Origin of the sequence: Kribbella jejuensis (assembly GCF_006715085.1) — a bacterium.
GTDB lineage: Bacteria > Actinomycetota > Actinomycetes > Propionibacteriales > Kribbellaceae > Kribbella > Kribbella jejuensis.
In genome coordinates this window covers 2,990,925-3,015,255 of the sequence record NZ_VFMM01000001.1, presented here as the reverse complement: position 1 = coordinate 3,015,255, position 24,331 = coordinate 2,990,925, and the positions used below count along the sequence as shown (strand labels likewise).

Here is a 24,331-nt window from a genome sequence, read left to right as displayed (position 1 = left end):
GAACAACGTGAGTGTTTCGAACATCGGATTGCGGCACACAGCCATGGTTTGTCTCATCGCGAGCCGGTGGACTGGGGACATGACAGAGATCCTGATCCTCAGTGGCAAGGGCAAGACCGGTCGTCGCGTGGCGGCACAGCTTGACGCCCGAGGCGTCCCGTGCCGGCTCGCGTCGCGTTCCAGCGAGCAGCGCTTCGACTGGTACGACGAGAGCACCTGGGCGGACGCGGTCCGCGGTACCGAGACGGCGTACCTCGCGCCGCCGGTCGGACCGACCGGGCTCGCGCAGGCGGGCCGGTTCGTCCAGCAGGCCGACGGGCTCCGCCGGCTCGTGTTGTTGTCCGGTCGCGGTGTCGGCGGTTCCGGGCGCGACTTCGCCGTGTACGACGGTCAGCTCGAACTCGAGAACGTAGTACGGGAGAGCAATCTGGACTGGACGATCGTGCAGCCGGCATGGTTCGCGCAGGGCTTCAGCGAGGACTTCCTGCGCTACGACGTACTCGCCGGCGAGATCCGCCTGTCCGCGGGCACCGGTGGCGAGGCGTGGATCGACACGAACGACGTCGGCGACGTGATGACCACCGCGCTCCTCGACCCGTCGTACGCCGGTCGGGTGATCCCGATCTCCGGGCCGCGCGTGCTGACGATGACCGAGATCGCCGAGGAGCTGACCGCGGCGACCGGCCGTCGGATCAAGTACGTCGACCTCGACCCGGCGGCGCATGTCGCCGAACTGCTCGAGCACGGACTCCCGCCGGAGGACGCCGAGGCGGTCCGCGACCTGTTCACGGTGATCCGCAACCACCGCTCCGAATACGTCTCGGACGGCGTCGAACAGGTCCTCGGCCGCCCGCCCCGCGATTTCACGGAGTGGGCCCGGGAAACGGCGAAGACCGGGGTGTGGGAGCTCTGAACTGCGGACGCCCAACACTCAACAACCGTGGCCCCTCGGGCGCTCGCACGCTCAGCACTCGCGTGCTGCGGCAGGTTGTTGAGTGTTGGCGGTCCGCCTCCCCCGCCCACCTGAAGGCGGGGGAGGCGGAGACTCAGTGCTGCGCGGTCCACTCGGCGTGGGTGAGCTCCTTCAGCTCCGAGGCAGGGGTCTTCGCGAGGGGTGCGGTGCCGCCGCCGACCGCGCCGCCGCCGAAGACGATGTTCGCCCAGTTGTTCTGGGCGATCAGGATCGACGTGGTCTTGTCGCCGTTGACGTCGGCCGCCGTGGTCGTGTCGTTGGTGTCACCATCACAGTTCCAGTCGATCGGCTGGTTCGCGGCGCCGGCCGTGGTCCGGGTCGTGCCGTTCGGGCACTTCCAGCTGGTCCGGTATCCGGCGCCGAGGCTGCCGAGGCCGACCGTCTCGTCCGGACGGGCTTCGTTGATCGAGGTGGGCTGGACGTTCGAGTAGCCCCAGTACTTGGTGCCGTCAGCCTTCAGCACACCGCCGAGCTGGAACGAGTAGTTCATCACGCTCAGGTAGTTCGGCTTGTAGTTCAGGTTGTCGGTGCCGCCGTGCTTCAGGCCGAGGTTGTGACCGAGTTCGTGCACGAACGTACCCACGTTGACGTCGTCGGTCGCGTTCCAGTTGCACTTCGGGCCGACCGTGACGATGAACGTGTCGTTCGGGATGTTGAACGCCTGCCCGCTGCTGCAGCCACCGTCGTAGCTGTCACCCCAGAGCATGTAATGGAAGACTGCCTTGCGCGTCGACGAGAAGTTGGCGGCCTTGATCGCGTTCGTCTGGGTGGCCGACGGGTTCAGGTCGGCGTCGTACGGCACCTCGTTGCCACCGCCGAGGTCGTACTTCGTGCCGCGCGCGGCGCCCGCGTCCAGGTGGATCGTGATGCCGGTCGAGCCGTCCGGGTTGCCGACCGGTGCGGACGCGAACACCTGGACGATCCGGTCCAGCGCCGCCGTACTGGCGAGCCGGCCCGACATGTAGTCCAGCTCGACGAACAGGTCCTTCTTCTTCGGGTTCGCGCCCATCGCGGGCAGGTCGACGTCGACGACTCCGTCGCCGTTGGCGTCGTACCCGTTCGTCTCCCAGGCATCCGGGAGCGAGTCGCCATCGGTGTCGGTGGCAACGACCTTCTTCGTCTCGGCAGTGGGCGGCGGCGCGGCCACCGCGTTAGAACCGGCGAGTGCGGCGATGGTCAGCGAGGTCAGGACGGCGAACAAGGCGGGGCGGGGCCTCATCAGATCTCCTTCGGGGCGGTGGGTGATCTGAGCGCTACCGTAGGTGATTTCCATCGTTGAGGTCGGCGCAGCGGCGACACTGGCGCATTTGGGTCACCCGACTCAATAGCGGACAAAATCTGGCCGCTACTCATGGCAGTCTGAGGACATGGCCGAAACCTCCGCTCGTCTCCTCGCGCTGCTGTCGTTGCTGCAGGCCCGGCGTGACTGGCCGGGTTCCCTGCTCGCGGAGCGACTCGAGGTGAGCCCGCGGACGGTACGCCGTGACGTCGACCGGCTGCGCGACCTCGGCTACCCGGTCCGCGCTACCAAGGGCCCCGACGGCGGGTACCGCCTGGACGCGGGCGCCGAGCTGCCGCCGTTGCTGTTCGACGACGACCAGGCGATCGCGGTCGCGGTGGCGTTGCAGACGGCAACAACAACGGTGACCGGGATCGAGGAGGGTGCGCTGCGGGCGCTGGCCACGGTCCGCCAGGTGATGCCCGCTCGGCTGCGGCAACGCGTCGACGCCCTGCAGGTGACCACGGTCGATCGGTACGCGCATCGCCGTACGACGGTCGACTCGGAGCACCTGATCGCGATCGGGATGGCGGTCCGCGCCCAGGAGGTACTGCGCTTCGACTACGCCGCGCCCGGTACGCCGGAAGGCGCGTGGCCGCCGCCCCGGAAGGTCGAGCCGCATCACCTGGTGACGTGGGGCGGACGCTGGTACCTGGTCGGCTGGGACCTCGACCGCAACGACTGGCGGACGTTCCGCGTGGACCGGATGACGCCGAAGACGCCGACCGGCCCGCGCTTCACCCCGCGCGAACTGCCGGCGCCCGACGTCGCGACGTACATCTCCAGCCGCTTCCGCGGCCAGGACCAGAACCCCTGTCGTGGTGAGGCGATCCTGCAGGCGAAGGCGTCGGACATCGCGCAGTGGGCCGGTCATGGCGCGTTCGTCGAGGAGCTCACCCCGACCAGCTGCCGGCTGGCCCTCACCGGCTGGTCGTGGACCGGACTGGCCGCGATGTTCGGCATGTTCGAGTGCGAACTGGAGTTCGTCGGTCCGCAGGAACTGAAGGACGCCGCCACCCAACTCGCCGCCCGCTACCAGGAGGCCGCCTCATGACCAGTGAGCTCATCGTCGCCGACGCCGGCGCCTGGCACGAGTGGCTGCGGGCGCATCATCACGACTCCGACGGCGTCTGGCTGGTGCTCGCGAAGAAGAACGTCACGGACCCGACGAGCCTGACGTACGACGAGGCGCTCGAGGAAGCGTTGTGTCACGGATGGATCGACGGGCAGCGGCGCGGACGCGACGAGCAGACCTTCGTCCAGCGGTACACCCCGCGCCGCGCGAAGAGCATGTGGTCCCAGCGGAACGTCGGCATCGTCGCGCGACTGGAGCAGGACGGTCGGATGCAGGACGCCGGGCGTGCCGAGGTCGAACGCGCGAAGGCGGACGGCCGGTGGGACAAGGCGTACGGCGGCGCGAGCACGCGGGAAGTGCCGGAAGACCTCGCGGCGGCGCTGGCCGCGGAGCCGAAGGCGCTGGCGATGTTCGAGATCCTCACCAGCGCGAACCGGTTCGCCGTGATCTACCGCGTCAACGACGCCAAGCGCCCCGAGACCAGAGCGAAGCGGATCGCGCTGTACGTCGGGCAACTCGCCCGCGGCGAGACGATCTACCCCCAGAAGCGGACGCTCTAGATCAGGTCGAGCGTTGCCTCCTGCCCGTCGGTCAGCGGGAAGTAGGCGAGGAACGTGACGCCCTCGTCCTCGGTGTCGAAGCGGCTGATCCGGTCGACGGCTGGTTCGTAGAAGACGTCGCCGGCGCGCAGGACCTGGGGCTCGTCGTCGGCGCCCTGCTGGTAGACGGCGGATCCGGACACGATGTTCCCGAACACGGGCCCGTTGTGGACATGGGCGCCGACCGCGGTGTGCGGCTCGATGGTGATCCGGCGTACTTCGACGCGCTGGACCGGGAGCGGTGCGGGCAGGTGCTGGTCGAGGACGACGACACGGCTGATCGATTCGGTCATGCCGTACATACTAATAGGTACAGAGGTCAGTAGAGGACCGGGTTCAGCGGCGAGGAGACGAGGTCGCCCGGCTCGTTGCCCGGCATCCAAGTGGCCAGGTCCGCGACCTGGTTGCCGTTCACCGGCGGCGCGATCCGCATCGCCGCGTCGACGTAGATGACAGTCATCACCCGGCGCGGGATGTCGGTGGTGTTCGGCGGCGCGTGGTGGAACGTCCAGCCGAGGTGGTAGCTGACCTCGCCGAGCTCGTACGGCTCGGAGACCTCGGTGAAGTTCTGCTCCTTCAGCGCCTGCTGCAGGACGCGCTCCGACTCGTCGCTGATCGGCAGATCGCGGCCGTGCTCGAAGGTCTGGCTGCCGGCCGCGAACGACAGCGGACCCATCTCCATCGGGGTCTCCTGCAGCGGTACCCAGATCGTCACGCAGCGGTCGGTCGCGAACGGCCAGTAGTACTGGTCCGCGTGCCAGGGCGTGACGCCGCCGCCGGACTCCTTGTAGAGCGCCTGGTCGTGGTACAGCCGGACCGACTGCACACCGAGCAGCTGCGTCGCGATCCGCGCCAGCCGCGGCGACGACACGAACTCCAGCACCCGCTCGCTGTCCTGCCACAGGTTCGACACCTGCAGGAACGCCTTGCCGTAGGTGTCACGCTCCTCGAGCGGCAGGTGCTGGGTGTTCAGTTCGATCACCTTGCCGGTGATCTCGGGCTCGTACTCCGCGATCGTCTCGGGGCTGAGCACGTTCTTCAGCTTGACGAATCCGTGCTCGGCGAAGTGGGCGAGGTCGGACCGGCTGAGGTTGTAGTCGGTCTCCAGCTCCGGGCGGGTCAGAGTCATGAGAGATAACAGTTCCTGCGCGTTCCATCGCTGTAAAGATCAGTGATCAAATCTTTGCCCTTGGTGCACGTGCATCCGCTACAGAACTCCGGTGTACGTGAGCGCGAACGTCCCGCACGGGATGAGGAAGAGCGACGCCAGCACGACGATGCCCCTGAAGGACTGGTGCGGGCCGATGAGTTTGCGGTAGGCCGCGATCAGGACCGGGACCATCACGACCTCGAGCAGCAGCATGCTGCGCGGGATGATCGTGCCGGTGGCGGCGAGGATCACCGACAGTGCGGCGGCTGCGATCCAGGCGCCGTACCCGATCAGGTACGTCGTCCGGGCGCCGAAGCGGACCGCGATCGTGTGGTAGCCGGCGGCACGGTCCGCTTCGAGGTCGGCGAGGGTGGTGGGCAGGTACAGGCCGATGGCGGCGAGCGTGCCCTGCAGGCCCATCAGCCAGGGGAAGTCGCTCAGGTCCGGGTTGATCGCGGCCCACCCCGCCAGCGGCCCGAAAGCCCCTAGGGCAAGGGCATTCACCGCGACGTCGAAGCCGGCGCGGGTCTTCAGCCGGACCGGCGGTACGGAGTACGCGTACCCGAGGAGGACGGCGAGGAGCACGCCCAGCGCGAACACGACCCCGACCAGCAGGCTGAGTCCGACCGCGGCGACGGCGGCCGCGAAGGCCAGTCGGGTCGCCGCCCGGAGTGTGATCCGCCCGTCGAGCAGCGGCGACTTGGCCTTCCGCGGGTTGAGCCGGTCGCTCGGCAGGTCGTATGCGTCGTTGACCGCGGGTACGGCCAGCCAGACCAGCGGTCCCATCACGACGGCGCCGATGACGAGCCGCGGCCACTCCTCGACTGGCGGGAGCAGCCGATGCGTGGCGAGCAGAATCCCTGTGTAATAAGGAACGATCGAGACCACCCAGAACGCGGGACGACCGACCGCGACGACGTCACGGACCCGCGGTCGGAGTACCTGCACGTCCGTGCTCACAACTCCACTGTCCACCTCGCTGGTGCGTCGCGTCCTCCCTCCACCGAGTGAACCTGCTCACCCGCCAGACTGGATGTGAGCCACGGAACCCTTCTCCAGCGCGACCCAGACCGAACCGTCGACGCACAGCCCGTGCGGCTCGGCGCCCTCGCCGAAGTCGTACCGCTCGGTGATGTTGCCCTTGGCATCGATGTGAACGAGGGATGATGCCGCCCACAGGGTGATCCAGCAACCGTCCGCCGTCGCCGCGGCGGCGTGCGGCTTCGAGTCGGCCGGCAGGGTGAACTCCTGGATCGCGCCGTCGAGATCGATGAAACCCGCCTGGTTCGCGAGGATCTCGGTGAACCAGACGCCGTCGGGTCCCGCGCTGATCCCGACCGGCCCGGCGCCCGCGGGCGGCAGGGGATAGCTGGTGACCGCGCCGGTCACCGTCATCCGGCCGATCGCGTTCGCCTGGTTGAGCGTGAACCACAGGTCCCCGGCAGACGACGTGATCATCCCCGGGAACGCGCCCGTGGTACCGATCGGGTACGTCGTGACGTCGCCGTCGACGGTGATGCGAGCGATCGAGTCGTTGCTCATCGTCGTGCACCACAACGCGCCGTCCGGTCCGACGCACAACCCGTACGGCGCGCCGGCGACCTCGACCGCGGACACGACCCCGTCGTACCCGATCCGCCCGACCCGGTCGTCGCCGTTCCGGGTGAACCAGACTGCGTCGTCCGGGCCGTCGACGATGACGCTCGGCCGGGACTCGGGTGCGCCGAGGTCGAACACCCGCCCGGAGACGGTCGCGACCTTGCCGGTGTGGACGAGCGTCGTCCACACCTCACCGCCGCCCGCGACCACGCCGTACGGTGCGCCGTCGATCGCATATTCACTGACTGACATACAGGTTCTCCTTCAGGTCGATGACGGTTCCGCGCCAGCGGGAGATGAAGCGGCGGTCGTGGCTGACGACGACGAGCGCACCGGCATACCGGTCGAGCGCGGCCTCCAGTTCCTCCACCAGCACGAGCGACAAGTGGTTCGTCGGCTCGTCCAGCAGCAGTACGTCGTACGGCGTGGTGAGCACTCGCGCCAGCGCGAGACGTCGGCGTTGACCGGTCGACAACCCGCCGACCCGGGTCTGCAGCTGCTCCTGCCGGAACAGTCCGAGCCCGGCCGCGCCCGGGTGCCGTGCCAGCGCCTGGCGCAGCGTTTCGTCCGGTCGCGGTTCGTCCACCTCCTGCCGGAGGTAGCCGATCCGTCCGCGGCGGTCGACGTACCCGGAGTCCGGCTCGAGCACACCCGCGAGTACGTCGAGGAACGTGGACTTGCCGACCCCATTCGGTCCGGTGATCAGAACCCGGCCACCAGCGGGTACTTCGAGCGACATCGGCCGCAGCCGGTCGGCGACCGCGACACCGACCGCGTCCAGCCCGGCCGCCGCGCCCGTGGTACGGATCGAGGCGGTGAACCGGAGCGGCTTGGCCGGCACCGGCGCCGGGTTCTCCTCCAGGCGGCGCAGGCGCTCCTTGGCGTTGCGGATCTTGCTGCGTTCCGCCTCGTTCACCCGACCACTCGCCCGGTCGTACGCCACCTTGTTGTTGTCCTTCATCGGCCGCCCGTGCGCGACCCGGTCGGCCGTCGTACGGACCATCACGCGCATCTGCGCGACGTCGTCCTCCCACTGCTGCCGGGCCTGTTCCAGCCGCGCCCGTTCGGCGGCCTTCTCGTGCAGGTAGCCCTGGAATCCGTTGCCGTAGCGCGTCAGCCGGTGCGTGTCGCCGTCCACCTCGAACAGCGTCGACGCGACCCGCTCCAGGAACGCGCGGTCGTGCGAGACGACCACCGTCGTACCGCGCCTGGACCTCAGGTGGTCCTCCAGCCAGACCGCGGCCGACACGTCCAGGTGGTTGGTCGGTTCGTCGAGCAGCAGGACCTCCGGGGACGACGCGAGGACGGCGGCCAGGTGCAGCCGGGCCAGTTCGCCGCCGGACAACTCGGACAACCGGCGATCACCGGGCAGCGCCGACAGCCCGAGACCGTACGTCGCACGAGCGAAGCGGGCGTCCGCGTCGTACCCCTCACGGATCTCGAAGACGGTCTGGAGTTCGCCGTACTCGTCCAGGACGTCGACCTGGCCTGCCGCCAGCAGTGCTTCGAGTTCGCGCATCCGGGACTCGATCCGGCGCAGGTCGGCCAGGGCGTGATCGGCCAGGGCCTGGACGTCCAGGTCCAGGTCGAGCGGGTTGTCCTGGGCGAGGAAGCCGATGCTTCCGGCAACCGTCGCGGTACCGTCGGTGGCCGGCTCGAGACCGGCCAGGATCCGCAGCAGCGTCGACTTGCCGGAGCCGTTCTCGCCGATCAGGCCGCTGACCTGTCCCGGTGGGAAGGCGCAGCTGATCCGGTCGAGCACCAGGCGGTGGTCGTAGGACTTGGTGACGTCGTGCAGGGACAGCTGGGTAGACATGAGGATCCTCCTGACCTCTCGCGGGTTCGTGGTTGGCGAACGGCGGGTCAGAAGATCACTGGCTGCTCCCTAAATGCGACGACTGTTGCGTTAAGATGATGCCATGATCGACACCGATCGCGCAAGCAGGCCGGGAGGACGGACCGCCCGGGTGCGCGCCGACGTGCTCGCGGCGGTGCAGGCCGAGCTCGCCGAGCACGGGTACGACGGACTCACGATCGACGCCGTCGCCGAACGTTCCGGCGTCCATCGAACGACGATCTACCGGCGCTGGAAGACCGTGCCCGGACTACTCGTCGACCTGCTCGAGTCCGGAGCCGACGACTCGTGGGAACCCACCGACACCGGCACGCTCGAAGGCGACCTGATCGCGGTCAACCGTGAGGTCCACGCCGCTCTGACGGCTCGCCCGTCGATCACCCAGGCCGTGATCGCGGCCTCCTTCCGTACGCCGGAAGCGGCCGAGGCCCTGACCCGGTTCTGGAAGGACCGTTACGCCCGCACAGCTCTCGTCGTACGCCGGGCCGTCGAGCGCGGCGAGATCGCGGCCGACGTCGATGCACATCAACTGCTGCTCACGGCGACCGCGCCGATCTACCACCAGCTCGTCCTGCTCCGGCAGCCGATGACCCGCGCGCAAGCCGACTACCACGCCCGCGTGGCGGCTAAACACTTTGCGAGCGTCAAGGGCGCCGACCTACCGTGACGGTCATGACCGCCTCTTTGTACGCACTGTCGGTGGACGCAAAGGATCCCGCCGGACTGGCGCGGTTCTGGGGCGCCCTCCTCGGCTGGGAGCAGACCGACGGTCACGAGTTGCTGCCCGACGAGAAGACCGGGTTCCGGCTGCGCTTCCTGCCGAGTGACGTCGAGAAGGATCGGCCGAACCAGATCCACTTCCACCTGACCAGCGACAGGCCCGAGCAGCAGCAGGAGACAGTGGCACGGGCGCTCGAGCTCGGCGGCCGGCACCTCGACGTCGGACAGCTGCCGGAGGAACTGCACATCGTGCTCGCGGATCCGGAGGGCAACGAGTTCTGTGTGATCGAGGCGGGGAACAACTACCTCGCGAACACCGCGTTCCTCGGCGAGCTGGCCGGAGACGGTACGCGGGCGGTCGGGAACTTCTGGAGCAAGGCGCTCGACTGGCCGTTGGTCTGGGACCAGGACGAGGAGACCGCGATCCAGGCGCCGACCGGTGGACCGAAGCTCGCCTGGGGCGGGCCGCCGATCCGTCCGAAGGCGCCGAAGAACCGGATGCACTTCGACCTCGTGGTGCCGGCCGACGGCGATGTCGAGGCGGAGGTCGAGCGGCTGGTGGCCCTCGGTGCCAGCCGGCTGGAGAGCGGGCAGGAAGGCGACGCCGCGATCCCGATGGCCGACCCCGACGGCAACGAGTTCTGCCTCCTGATCGGCCCGCGGCCCTAGCCTGGTGGTCCGGGGTGGTAGGCGCACTCCGACGTCAGATCGCCCGCCGGCGGCTTCGTGGTCACGCGCGGTTGGGTCGCGATGGTCGACGGGGTCGTGGTGGTGGTCCTGCGCGGAACGGGTGTGGTGGTCCGGCGGGCCGGGTTGATCGCCTGCGCCACGATCGCGCGCATCCCCGCGTAGTTCGGGTTCCGGCCGGTGGGGAAGTTCTTCTTCTTGTCCAGGTCGACGTTGGTGATCTTCGCGTTCTTCACCCGCTCGCCGACCACGACGAGCTGGCCGAGCACCTTCTGCGGGATGTCGGTCCGGATCATTTGCTGGCCGGCCTCCGCGATCGACTCGAAGTTCGCCAGCACGTTCTGCGGGGTCGCCCGCTCCACGATCGCCTTGACGGTGCAGCGCTGGCGTGACTGCCGGGCCAGGTCCGCGGTCGGTACCTTGTAGCGGCCGCGAGCGAACCAGAGCGCGTCGCCGCCCTTGAGCGGTACATTCGGCCCCGGCTGTAGGTACCGGCTGGGCGGGATCTTCTTGTCGTCGTTGCCGCCGACCGGGACCGGGTAGTTGATGTTCACGGTGATCCCGCCGAGCGCGTCCACCAGCTTCGCGAACCCGGCAAGGTTGACCTGCACGTAGTAGTGGATCGGCAGCCCGAGCGCCTCGCCGACCGACTGCTTCAGCACGTCCGCGCCCTCGTTGTCGGACGGGCCGAGGATGCCCGGGTACAGCTTCGGGATGTTCCGGTACATCGCGTCCAGGTAGAACTCGGGCTGTTCCTTCTTCCCCTTCGGGTCCCAGAAGCCGGTCGGGAACTTCTTGTGCAGCGGCGAGTCGGCCGGGAACGGCATCCGCATGAAGTTCCGGGTCAGCGAGATCAGCGAGGTATTGCCGGTCTTGGTGTCGATGCTCGCGACCATCACCGAGTCGGTCCGGACGCCGTCCCGGTCGGCGCCGTCGTCCGCGCCGAGCAGCAGTACGTTCAGTCGCGGCAGCTGGTCCGAGATGTCCTTCTTGCCGGTGATCGTCGGCCGCGTCGGGCTCTTCGACTCCGTGCCGCCGAACACCTTCTTCACCAGCTCGCGTTGTGCCATCAGCGTCTGCGCGCCGGTCGCCGTACTCACCGTCATCGCGAAACACAGCACGCCGATCACCAGTGACCCGAGTGACCGCGCTGCCGGTCCGGCGGTCAGCGGGCGGAGCATCTTGTACGACGTGACCAGGACCGCGATCCACGCGAGCGCGATCACGGACAGGCCGACGATCATCCAGAGCAGCACCGACGGATCCAGTGCCCAGGTGATCGCTTCCTCCCGCTTGCGCAGGCCGACGTACGCCATAGCGCCGTACAGGCCGAGGCTCAGCAGCGTGACGACCGTGCCGAGCTTGAAGCGGCGCGCGACCAGGTACGCCGTACCGGGTAGCAGGACACCGAGCACCGCGATCGCGAGCGCCCCGATCCCGGTCTGTCGGCGTGGTCCAGCCTGGCCTGCTCCTGCGGTGCGTGGTCCTGAGGTGCGTGGTCCTGCGCGGCGGGCGCGGGCGGCGCGCTGGGCTCTGCTCGGGGCCATGACCTCTTCGATTCCGTGAGCCGGCAAAAAGTTGGCAGAATCGACCAAGTGATCGACATTCAGGTACGTCGAGCGAAACCGGACGATGCGGAGTCGCTCGTCCACTTGCGCGGGTTGATGCTCGCCGCGATGGGCAACGACGTCGGCGGACCGGACGCACCATGGCGGGCGATCGCGCTCGATTGGTTCGCCGGCCAGCTCGCATCTTCGGACACGTTCGCGGCCTACGTCGTGGACGACCCGAGCGCGGGCGTGGTCGCGGGTGCGGCCGGCAACGTGTACGCCCACGCGCCGGGCCCGAACGACCTGACCACGGTCCGCGGCCACCTGTACAACGTCAGCACCCACCCGGACTTCCGTCGGCGCGGTCTGGCCAGGGCGTGCGTGATCGCCGTGGTGGAGTGGTTCCAAGAAGAAACGGCCGTCGGCCAGATCGAACTGCACGCGACCGACGACGGCATCGACCTCTACCGCAACCTCGGCTTCGTCGAGTCCCGGTTCCCGTCCCTCCGGTTCCGGGCCACCAGGGCGTAGTCCGGCTGGTATGCCGGTTCGGGGGCGGTGAGGTGGTGGGCGGAGAAGGGTTTCTGAGCACAGTGGCAAGAAGTCACTGAGGGCGCGCCCGCTGGGGGCGTGGCGTGAGGAGCTCACCGGATGCCGCGCAGAGTTGTCAGGACGGTCGGACTGGCCGTCGGGGTTCGCCCGGTTCGTGCGGGAGACGTACGGCGCGGCCGAAGGGTGGGCGTCGCACGGGTTGTGGCGGTTCCAGCAGGTCGGGCCCGGCACGAACCCGGACTTCACGCTGATGCTGGTGACGCCACAGACCCGGGACGTGCTCTGCGGTGCGGCGCCCGACCGGTACACGAGCTGCCGGATCGGCGACCGCGTGGTGCTGAACGTCGCGCGCTGGGCGCACGGCGTCCCCGGGTACGGCGCCTCGCTGACGACGTACCGGCAGTACATGGTGAACCACGAGACCGGACACCGCCTCGGCCGCGGCCACGAACTCTGCCCCGGCCCCGGCCAACCCGCACCGGTCATGCAGCAACAGACCCTAGGTCTCCACGGCTGCACCGCGTATCCGTGGCCCTACCTGAGCGGCACCCGCTACACCGGCCGCCTCGGCCAGTATCAGGACCCGGTCCCGGCGTCCTGAATGAGCGAGAGGACGTTGCCCGCCGGGTCCTTGAACCACGCGATCGACGGGCCGTGGCCGCGGTAGATCCCGAGCTCGTCGTGCCCGTCGTTGTACCTCTCGAACGTGACGCCGCGCGCGGTCAACTCACGCGCCGTCTCCTCGATGTCCGCGACCGGGAAGTTGAGCACGGTGAACTCCGCCGGGACGTGGTTGTCCTTCGGGTACACGAGAACGGTGTTCCCACTGCCGGTCCGTACCCGCAACATCCCGTGCTCTTCGCCGACGTCGAGACCCAACGTCTTCGTGTAGAACTCTTTGGCCCGCGGAATATCGTCCACCGAGAACCCACTGAATGCCTTGCTGTCCTGAAGCATCTGATGCCCTCCTGGTAGTCACTCGACATCAGCTACGTCGTCACCACCCGGGCGATTTCGACACTAGTTGTGCGAGAGAGCCGGGTTCACGGCGGCGGCGACGGAGGCGGATTCGAGGCCGTCGGCAACTGTGTGCAGGAGGCGGACCAGGTGGGCGGCGTCGGTCGGGCCGAGGATGCCGGTGATGACGTCGAGGACGCGCACGGTCAGCCCGTCGAGCTGCGACAGCCGCGCCTGGCCGAGGGACGAGACGGTCAGCGTCGGCGTGGTGCGGACCATGCCGAGGGCTTCCAGGTCGGCAATCGCCAACTCCGCCTCGCCTGTGGTGATGCCGACCTGCTGGGCGACCTGGTGGGCGGTGGTCCGCCCGTTCGCGATCGCACTCAGCACGAGCGCGGCCGGCATCTTGATCCCGACCGCTTCCTGCAGGCCGAGGATCAACGGGTGCGCGTGCCCGCGGACCCGTTCGACCGCGTCCAGCAGCCGCAGCGCGTCGCCGACGTCGCTGATCAGGTGCTCGGTCTGGACGGCCGCCATCCCAGCCGGACCCGGCCGGACCGGTGACGCGACCACGCCGCCGATCACCCGCTCGGGCACGACCAGGGCGTTCGCCACGACGGTTTCAGCGGTTTCGTCGATGGCGTCCGGGGATCCCAGGGTTGCCTCGGTGAGCGGCCTGATTCCAGCGTCTTCGATCGTCACAGTTCCAGCGTACGGAGCCGTTCTGACAGCTTCGGCGTGTCTTACCTGAGGAATCCCTGTGAATCTCATGACGTTCTTCGCCTACCCTCCGGCTATGCAGCTGAGTACGAAACGAGCCCTGGTGATCGGCGGCGGGGGCGGCGGCATCGGCCGCGCGACAACCGAAGCCCTCGGCAACGAAGGCGCCGCGGTCGTGGTCGCGGACCTCGATCCCGCGCGTGCCGCGGAGGCCGCGGACGCGGTCCGAGCAGCCGGCGGTACGGCGTACCCGGTGTCCGGCGACGTCCGCTCGGCGGAAGACATCGAGGCGATGGTCGCCGAAGCGGTACGGCGGCTCGGAGGGCTCGACGTACTGGTCACCGTCGTCGGCGGGCAGGTCGCGTTCGTGCCGGCGGTCAGGCTGCACGAGATGGCCGACGCGGACTGGGACACGATCTACGAGGTCAACCTGCGGTACGTCGCCCGCGCCGTCCGGGCCGCGCTCCGGGTGTTCCTGGACCAGGGCACCGGCGGGGCGATCGTCAGCGTCGGATCGGTCACGGGATTCATGGCGGCGCCCGAACAGGCCGCGTACGGCGTGATGAAGGCGGGCATCCTGAGCCTGGCGCGGACGGTCGCCGCGGAGTACGCGCGGGACGGCATCCGGATGAACGTCGCCGCCGCCGGAGCGATCGCGACCGCGGTCGCCAACGGAGTGGTCGGCGCCGACGTGGTCGAGGAGATCCCGGTCGGGCGGTTCGGGCGGTCCGAGGAGGTCGCCCGGGCGGTGGTCTACCTGGCGTCCGACGCCGCGTCGTACATCACCGGCCAGCAGCTCGTGCTGGACGGCGGCGTCTCGGTTCGAGGACCGTTCGGGTAATCGAAAATGTGTGCGAATTAATGGGGTTCTGAACCGTCGAGAAAAGTTTTGCCGATTGCCCAGAATTTCCGGATCCGGGCGTGACCTCTGCTCGGCATCCTCCGTTGGAAGTGACGTGACGGTGAACACAACACGGCGCACCGGCACCGCGCTCGCCCGCGTTTTCCAGGCCGTTCCACCCCTCGAAGTACAGCCAGGAGGACCAGTGACAACCGCCACCGCCACCCAGACCGTTCAGCGCCGACGCGTGCGTGTCTGGTTCGGTGAGCACGTGATCGCCGACTACAACGCCGAGCCGGCGTTGGCCGAGCGGTACGCAGACGCCATGAGCCGCCGGTTCGCCGGTCTTCGGGTCACCAACGACCCGATGCCGATGATCGACAAGCTCCCCGACCCCCTGCCCGGCGAGCGCATGTGGGACGTAGCGCCCCGCTGAGAAATCTCCGGTACCTTTCGCGTTCCGTACCTCACCAGACAACCCACCCGGAACGTCGCCAGGTCGAGCACCTCACCTCGATCACCAAAGGACCGGTATCGGGCGGCAGGCGAGCGTGGGCGTTCTGCCCCTCGCTTGCCGCCCGCTTTCCTCCCCTGTGTAATGCGCCTGATTGATTGACAAATCCCGTTCGCACCGGATCCCCAGGTCCGGTGCGAACGTTCTTCACTTTTGCGCGTAGTACTCCGGTTTCATCTGGATCAACTGGACGTAATTCCCGTCCGGGTCGATCAGCGTCGCGAACCAGCCGATGCCACGGTCCTCCGGGTGCACCAGCCAGTCGACGTCCAGCGTCCGCAGCTGCGCGGCCGCCTCGTGGATGTCGTCGACGGCGAAGTTCACGATGTGCCGCCCCGGCTCCGCGTTCTTCGCCGGGACGTCGTCCCGCTGCTCGATCACCAGCCCGAACCCACCGAGGTCCAGGTTCCCGTATCCGTCGACCTCCGCCCGGAACCCGTCCCGGTACCAAGCCTTCAACCGCTCGGCATCCGCACTCCCGAGCAACATGCTGTTCAGAATCACGATTTCTCCTCAGCTCCGACTCTCACCCCGCTACGTCGGAGCCGTCGGCCGGGTTTCGACATGACCTGCCGAGCTCGGATGATGGACAGATGAAGTTCACCGCGGAACTGTTCTCCTCCGGCAAGAACACGGCCGGCTTCGAGATCCCCGAGTCGGTCGTCGAGTCACTCGGTGGCGGCGGCCACCCGAAGGTCGCGGTCACCGTGAACGGCTTCACCTTCCGTACGTCGATCGCGCGGATGGGCGGACGGTACCTCCTCGGGGTCAGCGCGGAGCGCCGTACCGAGGCCGGCATCGCGCCCGGGGACGTCCTCGAACTGGACGTCGTACTCGACACCGCACCACGCGAGCTCGAAGTTCCGGAGCCCCTCGCCGCGGCACTGGCCGCCGACCCGGACGCGAAGGCATTCTGGGACACCCTCAGCTACAGCAACCGCCAATGGCACGCCCTCCAAATCACCTCCGCCAAAACCGACACCACCCGCACCCGCCGCATCGAAAAATCCATCACCACGCTCCGCGAACACCGCCCCCGCTAGCAGTACCCGCGGGACCCATGGTGCGTTCATCCGGTGCACATCTGTTGGTCATGGCGGGAGGTGATGATCCCGGCGGTTCCGCCTGGGAGAGGACAGTTGATGGGGCACTCGCACTCGCACTCGCACGGTCATGGTCATTCGCATTCACATGAGCACGATCACCACCGGCCGAATACCGAGTTGGATCAGGAGACGTTGGCGGCGCTCGACGAGTCTGTGCCGGACAGTGAGTTGTCGCCGGCTGGGGTGAGTCGGCGTGGGTTGTTGCGGTCTGCCGGGATTCTTGGGGGTACGGCGGCGCTCGCGGTGACGGGTGCGCAGTTCGCGGCGGCGGCTGCGCCGAAGGACGGGTTCGTGTTCCAGCCCGGCAGTCGTCCGAACGTGTGGCTGGCCGGCGACCACCACATCCACACCCAGCTCAGCTCCGACGGCATGTACCGCGTCATCGACCAGGCCCGGCACGCGGCGTCGTACGGACTGGACTGGCTCGTCATCACCGACCACGGGGGCGCCACGCACGCGCGGATCGGGGTCGACCTGGTCAACCCGCAGATCAAGGCGGCCCGCGCCGAGTTGCGCGACACCCTGATCTTCCAGGGCCTCGAGTGGAACATCCCGGCCGCCGAACACGGCACGATCTTCGTCGCGCCGGGCAGCCGCGAGGTCGACGTACTCAAGCAGTTCGAGAACGACTACGACGGCAGCGTGAAGGGCGCGAGCTCGAACTCGCCGGCCAACGAGGCGCTCGCGGTGTCGGGCATCCAGTGGCTCGGCCAGCAGGTCGACAAGCGCCGGGTCGCCGACGCGTTGTTCCTCGCCAACCACCCGGCCCGCAACGGTATCGACAGTCCGCACGAGATCCGCAACTGGCGCGACGCCGACCCGCGGATCGCGATCGGCTTCGAGGGTGCGCCCGGTCACCAGGCCGGCGGTCTACCGAAGGGCATCGGCGCCGGCAGCGCCCGCGGCCTGTACGGCAACGCCCCGAACCCGAACTCGTTCACCGGCTATCCGGCCGAGAGCTACCGCACCTGGGGCGGCTTCGACTGGATGACCGCGACCGTCGGCGGCCTCTGGGACAGCCTGCTCGCCGAGGGCAAGCCGTGGTGGATCACCGCGAACTCCGACTCGCACGTGAACTGGAACGAGACCTCCCGCCGTCCGGACGGCTCGAGCCAGGAGCAGTTCGACCGCGACGGCCGGTACATGGACCCGGTCTACGGCAACACGGTCAACTCGACCGCGACCGACTTCTGGCCGGGCTTCTACAGCCGTACCCACGTCGGCGCCGACCGCCGCGACTACCTCGCCGTGATGGAGGGTCTGCGCAACGGCCGCGTCTGGGTCGACCACGGCGCACTGGTCAAGGGCGTCGAGGTCGAGGTCCGTGAGGTCGGCAAGCGCTACGGCGAACCGCTCGGCGGCGCGCTGCTGGTCAAGAAGGGCCGTCCGATCGAGCTCGTCGTCCGGATCACCACGCAGACGATGCCGAACTGGGCGAACTTCGTCCCGGCGCTGAACCGGGTCGACGTCATCCAGGGCTCGGTGACCGGTCCGGTCGCCGACAAGGACACGCTGTCCGCGCCGAACACCAAGGTTGTCAAGCAGTGGGACACCTCGGGCAAGCGCGGCACGTTCGAACTGGTGTACCCGCTCGGCCGCGCCGACGAAGCGCAGTACGTCCGGGTCCGAGGTACCGACGGGAATCGCAGCCAGCCTGGCTACCACGGCGCGGCGGTCGACCCGGCCGGCCCGAAGCTCGACGTGGTCGGCGACGCGGATCCGTGGGTCGACCTGTGGTTCTACACCAACCCGATCTGGGTGCTTCCGAGGTAGCAGATGATCATCGCGATCGATGCCGACAGCAAGGACACCGCGGCGGCCGACCATCTGCTCTACGAGTTGATCGCCGGGCTGGACCAGCCGGTCGTCGCGCTCACCCACATGGTGGCGGGCGACGACCGGCCGCACGTCGCGGTCTCGCTGACCAGTACGGCGGACCTCGCCGACCCGGTCCGCGAAATGGTTGCCGGGCGCGACGTAGGGCTGGCGGTCACCCGGCCGGGCGCGTCCGAGCCGGAGCTGGCCGGTCCGAGCCGCCTGGTCCGTGGCGCGTACGTCGCCGCGGTCGAGGCCGCGCTCGGTACGTCCGGACGCGTGGTCCGCTGGCCCGGTCACGAGCAGGCGCGCGGCGTACTGCCCGCGGCCGAGCTCCGCACCCGCTGCGGCATCGATCACCTGGAGGGCATCGGCGGTGTCCCGGTCGAGGACGACACCTTGATCGACACCCTCGATTTCCTCCGCCCGGTCCGCCGCGACGGCCGCCTGGTCCTGCAGGTCCAACCGGCCGCCGGCGACCTTTTGATCCCGTTCGAGCTACAGCACCAACAGAAGTGCTGCGCGGACCACTAGCTCCACGCGGCTGACTCCCGCAGTACGTCGGGGAGCTCGCCCACGACGCCGAGGCGTTGGGTGCAGCGGGTGAGGGCGACGTACAGGTCGCGGAGGCCGCGGGGTGACTCGATCACAATGCCGTCGGGGTCGACGACCAGGACCGAGTCGAACTCGAGGCCCTTCGCCTCGCGGGCGGTCAGGACGGTGACGCCGGTCAGGCCGTCGACCGCCTCCTGGATCAGCTCGAGCCGGCTCCGCGACGTGATCACGCCGACCTCGCCGTACGCCGTCTCCTCGGCCGCCATCTTGTACACGTACAACGCTTGCTCGGCCGCCGGTACGTCGATGTGCCACGGGCGTACGCCGGTCGAACGGACCGACTGCGGCGCCTTCGCGGACGGGTCGACCGCGCGGAGTACGGCGTTCGCCAACTCCATCACCTCGGCCGGCGTCCGGTAGTTGAACGTCAGCTCGGCCAGCCGCCAGCGATCGCCGAACGTCTCCCCGAGCGCGCTCGACCACGACGTACCGCCGCCGACCGAACTCGTCTGCGCGACGTCACCGACCACCGTCATCGACCGCAGCGGACAGCGCCGGGCGATCGCCCGCCACGCCATCGGCGACAACTCCTGCGCCTCGTCGACGATCACATGCCCGTACGTCCACCGCCGGTCCGCCGCGGCCCGATCCGCCAGCGTCCGGTCGTCGTCGGCCTCGTACCGCTCGGCGAACGCCTCGGCGTCCAGAATGTCCTTGGCGGTAAGGATTTCCGCCTCGTCGTCCTCGTCGAAGTCGGTCGATCCTGATCCGGACAGCACGTCCAGAGCCCCTTGTGCGTAAGCGATCGCGCGCGCTCGCGCGGCCCGCTCGCGCGCCGCCTCGGTCCCGTCGTCACCGAGCAGCTCCGCCGCTTCGTCGAGCAACGGTACGTCGGCCGGGCTCCAGTCGGCGCCGTACCGCAGCAGGTGCTCGCGATCCAGCGCGGACAGCTGCGGCGCCGCCGACGCGAGCCGGTCCTCGTCGCCGTACAGATCCTCGAGCAGCTTCTGCGGCGTGAGCAACGGCCAGAGCTGTTCGAGCAGCGCTTGGACGGCGGGTTCGGCGAGTACTTCGTTGCGCAGTTCGGCGAGGTCGTACTCGTCGAGCAACTGTTCGCCGTCGAGCGGGTCGGTGCCGATCAGTTCGGCGTACTGGTTGGTGAGGTGGTCGGTGTACTCGTTCAGCACGAACGGGCGCGCCTGGTTGTGGGTGAGGTTGCGGTTGGCGACCCTGGCGTGGATCTCCTCGCACACGTTGGGATCCAGTGTGAGTTCTGTGCGCTCGACGGTCACGTGCACCGGTGCGTCCGGGATCCACTGGCGGTCGGTGACGGCGCGCGCGATCACGTCGGCCATCACCGGCCGGCCCTTGACCTCGGCGCTCTCCGGCGATTCCGGGCGGGTGGCGTTGATCCCCGGGTACAGCTCGGCGATCGTGACGAGGCGGACGCCGTCCTCGCCGAGCGACGGGAGCACCTGGCCGATGAAGCGCAGGAACGCCGCATTCGGCCCGACGACGAGAATTCCGCGCTTTTCCAGTTGCTCACGATGTGTATACAAGAGAAATGCGGCGCGGTGCAGCGCGATGGCCGTCTTTCCGGTGCCCGGACCGCCTTGGACGACCAGGATTCCGGGCAGTTCGGAGCGGATGATCCGGTCCTGGTCGGCCTGGATGGTCTGGACGATCGACTCCATCCGGCCGGTCCGGCGGGCGTCCAGCGCCTTCATCAGCACCGCCTCGCCGATCACGCCGGTGCCGGGTTTCGACGCGTCCGCGGCCTCCCGCCCGAGGTCGAGCTGCTCGTCCTGGACGTCGATCACCCGGCGCAACCGGGTCTGGACGTGCCGGCGCCGGACGATGCCGAGATTGGCCACCGCGGTCGCGATGTAGAACGGCCGCGCGGCCGGAGCGCGCCAGTCGACGAGGAGCGGTTCGTATTCGTCGTCGTGCAGGCCGATCCGGCCGAGGTGCAGGATCTCGCCGTCCGCGGTGTCCAGGCGGCCGAAGTACAGCCCTTCCTCGGCCGCGTTCAGCCGGGCCTGCCGCAGTTTGAGGTCGCGGATCCGCCCGTCGCGCTGGTGCAGCGCCTGCGCGTTCCGGGTCTGCACCAGCTGCTCGTCATCGGCCCGTGCGTCGGTCCGCGCCCGCTCCGCATCGAGCGCAGCGTAGAACGTCGTCAGGTTGTCCTGCTCGGCGTCAACAGGAGCAGAGGTCCCGTGAAGAGGTGGAGCCTGCTGCGCGCCGCCCCGCGGGCGCTGGGCGGCGTTGTCGTCGGTCGCCGGGACTCCGTCCCGTCTCCCTCCTCCGCCTTGCCCAGCATCCCGCGGATGCGGCGCTCGCGACGGCTCCACCTCTTCACGCGACCTCTTCGGCAATTCCCCATCCCTCGTGTTAAAATGCGCGCGTTGGTTTTAGGCTGCAATTGCGGAATTCGCTCCGACGCGGCCACAAATCCTTGAGTTTATCCCGTGCCCGGGTTTTCCTGTAGTGGTGTTCCACGCCATCGTCCCGCCGTACCTGCTCGAGCAGCTCGAGCGATCCGTGGGTGACCCCAGCGTTCGTGCCCGGATCCGGCAGTCGTTGCAGCACGACGCCGTACTGCGAACCCGGCCCGCGGCCGGCGCGAAACCCGAGGCGGCGGCGAGTGGACGACAGCGCAAGGTGTACGACGCGGAGCACGGCACCGACCTGCCCGGCACGCTGGTCCGTTCCGAGGGCGACGACCCGGTCCAGGACGAGCCGGTCAACCAGGCGTACGACGGCACCGGCGCAACCTGGACGCTGTACAAGGAGTGCTACGGGCGCGACTCGATCGACGGCAACGGGCTCGTGCTGGTGTCGACCGTGCACTACGACCGCGGCTACGCGAACGCGTTCTGGGACGGGTCGCAGATGGTGTTCGGCGACGGGGACGGCGAGATCTTCGGCAACTTCACGTCGTCGATCGACGTCACCGGGCACGAGCTCACCCACGGCGTCACGCAGTACACCGCGAACCTCGACTACCAAGGCCAGTCCGGTGCGCTCAACGAGAGCATCTCGGACGTCTTCGGCTCGCTCGCCAAGCAGTACGCGCTCAAGCAGAGCGCCGCGGACGCCGACTGGTTGATCGGCGCCGGGTTGTTCCTCCCCGGCGTCCAGGGCGTCGCGCTGCGGTCCATGAAGGCGCCCGGCACGGCGTACGACGATCCGCGCCTCGGCAAGGATCCACAGCCCGCCGACATGTCGGGGTACGTCGACACGCAGGACGACAACGGCGGCGTACACATCAACTCCGGCATCCCGAACCGCGCGTTCTACCTGGTCGCGGCGGCGATCGGCGGCAACGCGTACGACGACGCCGGCAAGATCTGGTACGAAACGCTGACGTCTGGCAATCTCGCGACGTCGGCCTCGTTCAAGGACTTCGCCGAGGCCACGCAGACCACCGCCCGCACTCTCTTCGGCGACGGTTCCAGCCAACTCGACGCAGTTACCAGCTCCTGGCAAACCGTCGGCGTCCTCACCGACGCATCCAGCCTCATGACCGCTGCTCAGACAGACCTCCACACCACCACTCCACCGGCCGCGCCCGCCGAGCCGCCCGATGAGACGGTTTGACCTCTAGTGTTGTTGAGGTATTAGCGTCCGTTGGTGTGACTGTTCATCCGCTCCGGCTCGTCGTGCTGACGCGCAACCTGGACGACGGGCGGTTCGGGACGGCGGTCACGCGGTGGTTCACGCGCGAGGTTGAGCGGGCGGACGAGTTCAAGCTGGATCTGATCGACCTGAGCGTGACCCCGCCGGTGGAGCTGCCGGCGCGGATCCAGGACGCGGACGCCGTGATGATCGTCACGGCCGAGTACAACCACGCGTACCCGGGCGATGTGAAGACCGCGATCGACGCGGTCCGCCGGCCCTGGTACGCGAAGCCCGTCGGCTTCGTCGTGTACGGCGGGCGCTCCGGCGGACTGCGCGCCGCGGAACAGCTGCGACTGGTCTTCGGTGAGCTGCACGCGGTGACGATCCGCGACACCCTCGGCTTCCGCGAGGAGGACTTCGAGGACGGCGAACCCGTCGACCCGACCACCTCGGTCGCAGCGGCGGCTCTGCTGCGGCAGCTCGCGTGGTGGGCTCGTTCGTTGCGGGACGCCCGCGCCGACACGCCGTACCCGGAATAGGTTGTCGCGGCCGGCGGTTGGCAGTTGTTCGTGAGCGCCGAACCGATGCCCCTGTCCGTGCTCGATCTTTCGCCGGTGCCGACGGGTACGCGGCCGTCGGAGGCGTTGCACGAGACGCTCGAGTTGGCCCGCACCGCCGAGGCGGCCGGCTATCACCGGTTCTGGCTGGCGGAGCATCACAACATCCCGAGCGTGGCGAGTTCGACGCCCGAGGTGATGATCGCGGCGGTCGCCGCGGCCACGTCGACGATCCGCGTCGGCTCCGGCGGGATCATGCTGCCGAACCACTCGCCGCTGAAGGTCGCCGAGACCTTCCGCGTCCTCGGCGGGCTCTACCCGGACCGCATCGACCTCGGCATCGGCCGTGCACCCGGTACGGACCAGCGCACCGCGCTCGCGCTGCGCCGCAGCCGGGAGGCGCTCGGCGCGGACGACTTCACCGAGCAGTACGCCGAGCTCCGCGCGTACGCCGAAGGTTTCCCGGCCGGGCATCCGTTCGAGCCGATCACCGCGCAGCCGAGCGACGTACCGCTGCCGCCGGTGTGGATCCTCGGTTCCAGCACGTACGGCGGTCAGGCGGCCGCCGCGCTCGGCACCGGGTTCGCGTACGCGGGCCACTTCGGCACGCTCGACCCGGCCGGCGTGATCTCGGCGTACAAGGAGAACTACCGCCGCCTCGAGCACGACGGCGAACCGCGCGCGATGCTCGCCCTCGCCGCGATCGTCGCGGAGACCGAGGAACGCGCGCAGCAGCTCGCCCGCGCGAACGCGCTGTCCATGCTCCGCCTCCGCTCCGGCCGCCCGGGCCCGCTCCCGTCGCCCGAGGAGGCCGCCGCGTACCCGTGGTCGGAGGCGGAAGAGGCCGCCGTCGAGGAATGGGCCGGCCTGGTGTCCGTCGGCACGCCCGACCAGGTCGCCGCCGACCTGCTCCGCCGCGCCACCCAGGCCGGTGCCGACGAGCTGATCATCACCACGAACATCCACAACCCCGCCGAACGCCGGCACTCCTTCCAGCTGCTCGCGGAGGCCTGGGGTCTCAAGCCCCGCTAACCGCCGCGGACGTGCTCGAAGATCAGGCTCGTCTCGGCGTGCGTGACCGCGGGATCCGCGGTCAGGTGGTCGAGGACGAACTCTCGCAGCGCGTCCGGCGTCGTCGCGGCGACATGCAGCAGGTAGTCGTTCGCGCCGCTGACATGGAACAGCGACAACACCCCGGGCAGCCTGGGGACCTTCGTCCGGAACCGGTCGATCTCGTCGCGCGAGTGCGCGCCGATCCGGATCGCGATCAGCGCCTGCAACGGCCGGCCCAGCGCGGCCAGATCCACGTCGGCGTGGAAGCCGCGGATCACCCCTCGTTCGCGTAAGGCGCGGACCCGGGTGAGGCAGGTCGACGGCGCGATCCCAGCCGCCTCCGCGAGCGCGTTGTTCGGCATCCGGCCGTCGGCCGTGAGCAGGTCGACCAGCTTCCGGTCCACCTCGTCGAGCCCTTCCGGAACCGGCCGCGGCGCCGGTCCCGGGCTCCGACGATCCTTCGGCATGCCATCTACTGTAAGGCCATCCACAGAATCCACAGCGTGTGGACGAGCCTGTGGACGAATTATCTTCGGAACTCTTGCAGCTATCG

The 24,331-nt window shown here is 68.9% G+C and carries 27 protein-coding genes; 15 read left to right on the top strand and 12 right to left on the bottom strand.

Annotation, left to right across the window (positions count from 1 at the left end):
* The first annotated feature begins 79 nt into the window (after positions 1-79).
* Complete coding sequence (locus tag FB475_RS14870) at positions 80-913, top strand: NAD(P)H-binding protein (protein WP_141856413.1); 834 nt, start codon at positions 80-82, stop codon at positions 911-913.
* Positions 914-1,046: 133 nt separating this feature from the next.
* On the opposite strand, the gene FB475_RS14865 is transcribed toward FB475_RS14870, so the two are convergent.
* Complete coding sequence (locus FB475_RS14865; RefSeq protein ID WP_141856411.1) at positions 1,047-2,192, bottom strand: zinc-dependent metalloprotease family protein; 1,146 nt, start codon at positions 2,190-2,192, stop codon at positions 1,047-1,049.
* 148 nt (positions 2,193-2,340) lie between these two features.
* Between FB475_RS14865 and FB475_RS14860 the strand changes: the two genes are divergently transcribed.
* Positions 2,341-3,306: a helix-turn-helix transcriptional regulator gene (locus tag FB475_RS14860; RefSeq protein WP_141856409.1), complete on the top strand. Its 966-nt coding sequence runs from the start codon at positions 2,341-2,343 to the stop codon at positions 3,304-3,306.
* Positions 3,303-3,887, top strand: coding sequence for a YdeI/OmpD-associated family protein (locus tag FB475_RS14855; RefSeq protein WP_141856407.1), 585 nt, complete (start codon positions 3,303-3,305; stop codon positions 3,885-3,887). The genes FB475_RS14860 and FB475_RS14855 overlap by 4 nt, the downstream gene beginning before the upstream one ends.
* Here the strand turns inward: FB475_RS14855 and FB475_RS14850 are convergent.
* From FB475_RS14850 to FB475_RS14830, 5 genes are all read right to left on the bottom strand, one after another.
* A complete protein-coding gene (locus FB475_RS14850; RefSeq protein WP_141856405.1) occupies positions 3,884-4,219 on the bottom strand; it encodes a cupin domain-containing protein in 336 nt (111 codons plus the stop codon). The genes FB475_RS14855 and FB475_RS14850 overlap by 4 nt on opposite strands.
* A gap of 26 nt (positions 4,220-4,245) precedes the next feature.
* Complete coding sequence (locus FB475_RS14845; RefSeq protein WP_141856403.1) at positions 4,246-5,055, bottom strand: phytanoyl-CoA dioxygenase family protein; 810 nt, start codon at positions 5,053-5,055, stop codon at positions 4,246-4,248.
* 78 nt (positions 5,056-5,133) lie between these two features.
* On the bottom strand, positions 5,134-6,036 hold the full coding sequence (locus FB475_RS14840; RefSeq protein ID WP_141856400.1) for a UbiA prenyltransferase family protein: 903 nt from the start codon (positions 6,034-6,036) through the stop codon (positions 5,134-5,136).
* 57 nt (positions 6,037-6,093) lie between these two features.
* The gene (locus tag FB475_RS14835; RefSeq protein WP_141856397.1) at positions 6,094-6,927 is read right to left on the bottom strand and encodes a Vgb family protein; all 834 of its coding nucleotides are present in this window, start codon (positions 6,925-6,927) and stop codon (positions 6,094-6,096) included.
* Positions 6,914-8,491 (bottom strand): ABC-F family ATP-binding cassette domain-containing protein, encoded by a 1,578-nt coding sequence (locus tag FB475_RS14830; protein ID WP_141856395.1) that lies wholly within the window; start codon positions 8,489-8,491, stop codon positions 6,914-6,916. The genes FB475_RS14835 and FB475_RS14830 overlap by 14 nt, the downstream gene beginning before the upstream one ends.
* A 103-nt stretch (positions 8,492-8,594) precedes the next feature.
* Here FB475_RS14830 and FB475_RS14825 point away from each other — a divergent pair, with 103 nt between their 5' ends.
* Together FB475_RS14825 and FB475_RS14820 are read left to right on the top strand one after the other, a co-directional pair.
* Positions 8,595-9,197, top strand: a complete 603-nt coding sequence (locus tag FB475_RS14825; RefSeq protein WP_141856393.1) for a TetR/AcrR family transcriptional regulator — start codon at positions 8,595-8,597, stop codon at positions 9,195-9,197.
* A 5-nt stretch (positions 9,198-9,202) separates the two neighbouring features.
* Positions 9,203-9,919 (top strand): VOC family protein, encoded by a 717-nt coding sequence (locus FB475_RS14820; RefSeq protein ID WP_141856391.1) that lies wholly within the window; start codon positions 9,203-9,205, stop codon positions 9,917-9,919.
* Here FB475_RS14820 and FB475_RS14815 read toward each other — a convergent pair.
* Positions 9,916-11,484, bottom strand: a complete 1,569-nt coding sequence (locus FB475_RS14815) for an LCP family protein (RefSeq protein ID WP_141856389.1) — start codon at positions 11,482-11,484, stop codon at positions 9,916-9,918. The genes FB475_RS14820 and FB475_RS14815 overlap by 4 nt on opposite strands.
* Positions 11,485-11,532: 48 nt before the next feature.
* On the opposite strand from FB475_RS14815, the gene FB475_RS14810 reads away from it, so the two are divergent.
* Positions 11,533-12,018: a GNAT family N-acetyltransferase gene (locus FB475_RS14810; RefSeq protein ID WP_141856387.1), complete on the top strand. Its 486-nt coding sequence runs from the start codon at positions 11,533-11,535 to the stop codon at positions 12,016-12,018.
* Positions 12,019-12,151: 133 nt separating this feature from the next.
* Complete coding sequence (locus FB475_RS14805; RefSeq protein ID WP_202878331.1) at positions 12,152-12,640, top strand: DUF3152 domain-containing protein; 489 nt, start codon at positions 12,152-12,154, stop codon at positions 12,638-12,640.
* On the opposite strand, the gene FB475_RS14800 is transcribed toward FB475_RS14805, so the two are convergent.
* Complete coding sequence (locus tag FB475_RS14800; RefSeq protein WP_141856383.1) at positions 12,616-12,996, bottom strand: VOC family protein; 381 nt, start codon at positions 12,994-12,996, stop codon at positions 12,616-12,618. The genes FB475_RS14805 and FB475_RS14800 overlap by 25 nt on opposite strands.
* 63 nt (positions 12,997-13,059) lie before the next feature.
* Positions 13,060-13,698, bottom strand: coding sequence for a MarR family transcriptional regulator (locus FB475_RS14795; RefSeq protein WP_238332155.1), 639 nt, complete (start codon positions 13,696-13,698; stop codon positions 13,060-13,062).
* A gap of 94 nt (positions 13,699-13,792) precedes the next feature.
* Here FB475_RS14795 and FB475_RS14790 point away from each other — a divergent pair, with 94 nt between their 5' ends.
* Together FB475_RS14790 and FB475_RS14785 are read left to right on the top strand one after the other, a co-directional pair.
* Positions 13,793-14,557, top strand: a complete 765-nt coding sequence (locus FB475_RS14790; protein ID WP_141856381.1) for an SDR family NAD(P)-dependent oxidoreductase — start codon at positions 13,793-13,795, stop codon at positions 14,555-14,557.
* 205 nt (positions 14,558-14,762) lie between these two features.
* Positions 14,763-14,993 (top strand): hypothetical protein, encoded by a 231-nt coding sequence (locus tag FB475_RS14785; RefSeq protein ID WP_141856379.1) that lies wholly within the window; start codon positions 14,763-14,765, stop codon positions 14,991-14,993.
* Between the two features lie 225 nt (positions 14,994-15,218).
* Here FB475_RS14785 and FB475_RS14780 read toward each other — a convergent pair whose 3' ends face one another.
* The gene (locus FB475_RS14780) at positions 15,219-15,575 is read right to left on the bottom strand and encodes a VOC family protein (RefSeq protein WP_238332154.1); all 357 of its coding nucleotides are present in this window, start codon (positions 15,573-15,575) and stop codon (positions 15,219-15,221) included.
* 89 nt (positions 15,576-15,664) lie between these two features.
* Between FB475_RS14780 and FB475_RS14775 the strand changes: the two genes are divergently transcribed.
* The 3 genes from FB475_RS14775 to FB475_RS14765 all read left to right on the top strand — a co-directional run bounded on the left by FB475_RS14775 (position 15,665) and on the right by FB475_RS14765 (position 18,526).
* The gene (locus FB475_RS14775; protein ID WP_141856377.1) at positions 15,665-16,114 is read left to right on the top strand and encodes a YdeI/OmpD-associated family protein; all 450 of its coding nucleotides are present in this window, start codon (positions 15,665-15,667) and stop codon (positions 16,112-16,114) included.
* Between the two features lie 180 nt (positions 16,115-16,294).
* On the top strand, positions 16,295-17,950 hold the full coding sequence (locus FB475_RS14770) for a PHP domain-containing protein (protein WP_238332153.1): 1,656 nt from the start codon (positions 16,295-16,297) through the stop codon (positions 17,948-17,950).
* A gap of 3 nt (positions 17,951-17,953) precedes the next feature.
* Positions 17,954-18,526 (top strand): hypothetical protein, encoded by a 573-nt coding sequence (locus FB475_RS14765; RefSeq protein ID WP_141856373.1) that lies wholly within the window; start codon positions 17,954-17,956, stop codon positions 18,524-18,526.
* Here the strand turns inward: FB475_RS14765 and FB475_RS14760 are convergent.
* Positions 18,523-20,922 carry a HelD family protein gene (locus tag FB475_RS14760; protein ID WP_238332152.1) on the bottom strand — a complete coding sequence of 800 codons (2,400 nt, stop codon included), beginning with the start codon at positions 20,920-20,922 and terminating at the stop codon, positions 18,523-18,525. The two genes, FB475_RS14765 and FB475_RS14760, sit on opposite strands and share 4 nt — an antisense overlap.
* Before the next feature lie 115 nt (positions 20,923-21,037).
* Here FB475_RS14760 and FB475_RS14755 point away from each other — a divergent pair, with 115 nt between their 5' ends.
* The 3 genes from FB475_RS14755 to FB475_RS14745 are packed head-to-tail and all read left to right on the top strand — an operon-like array spanning position 21,038 to position 23,757.
* The gene (locus FB475_RS14755) at positions 21,038-22,147 is read left to right on the top strand and encodes a M4 family metallopeptidase (RefSeq protein ID WP_141856371.1); all 1,110 of its coding nucleotides are present in this window, start codon (positions 21,038-21,040) and stop codon (positions 22,145-22,147) included.
* Between the two features lie 35 nt (positions 22,148-22,182).
* Complete coding sequence (locus FB475_RS14750) at positions 22,183-22,707, top strand: NADPH-dependent FMN reductase (RefSeq protein ID WP_141856369.1); 525 nt, start codon at positions 22,183-22,185, stop codon at positions 22,705-22,707.
* Between the two features lie 30 nt (positions 22,708-22,737).
* Positions 22,738-23,757, top strand: coding sequence for an LLM class flavin-dependent oxidoreductase (locus FB475_RS14745; RefSeq protein WP_238332151.1), 1,020 nt, complete (start codon positions 22,738-22,740; stop codon positions 23,755-23,757).
* On the opposite strand, the gene FB475_RS14740 is transcribed toward FB475_RS14745, so the two are convergent.
* Positions 23,754-24,245: an Lrp/AsnC family transcriptional regulator gene (locus tag FB475_RS14740; RefSeq protein WP_141856367.1), complete on the bottom strand. Its 492-nt coding sequence runs from the start codon at positions 24,243-24,245 to the stop codon at positions 23,754-23,756. The two genes, FB475_RS14745 and FB475_RS14740, sit on opposite strands and share 4 nt — an antisense overlap.
* Positions 24,246-24,331 lie beyond the last annotated feature (86 nt).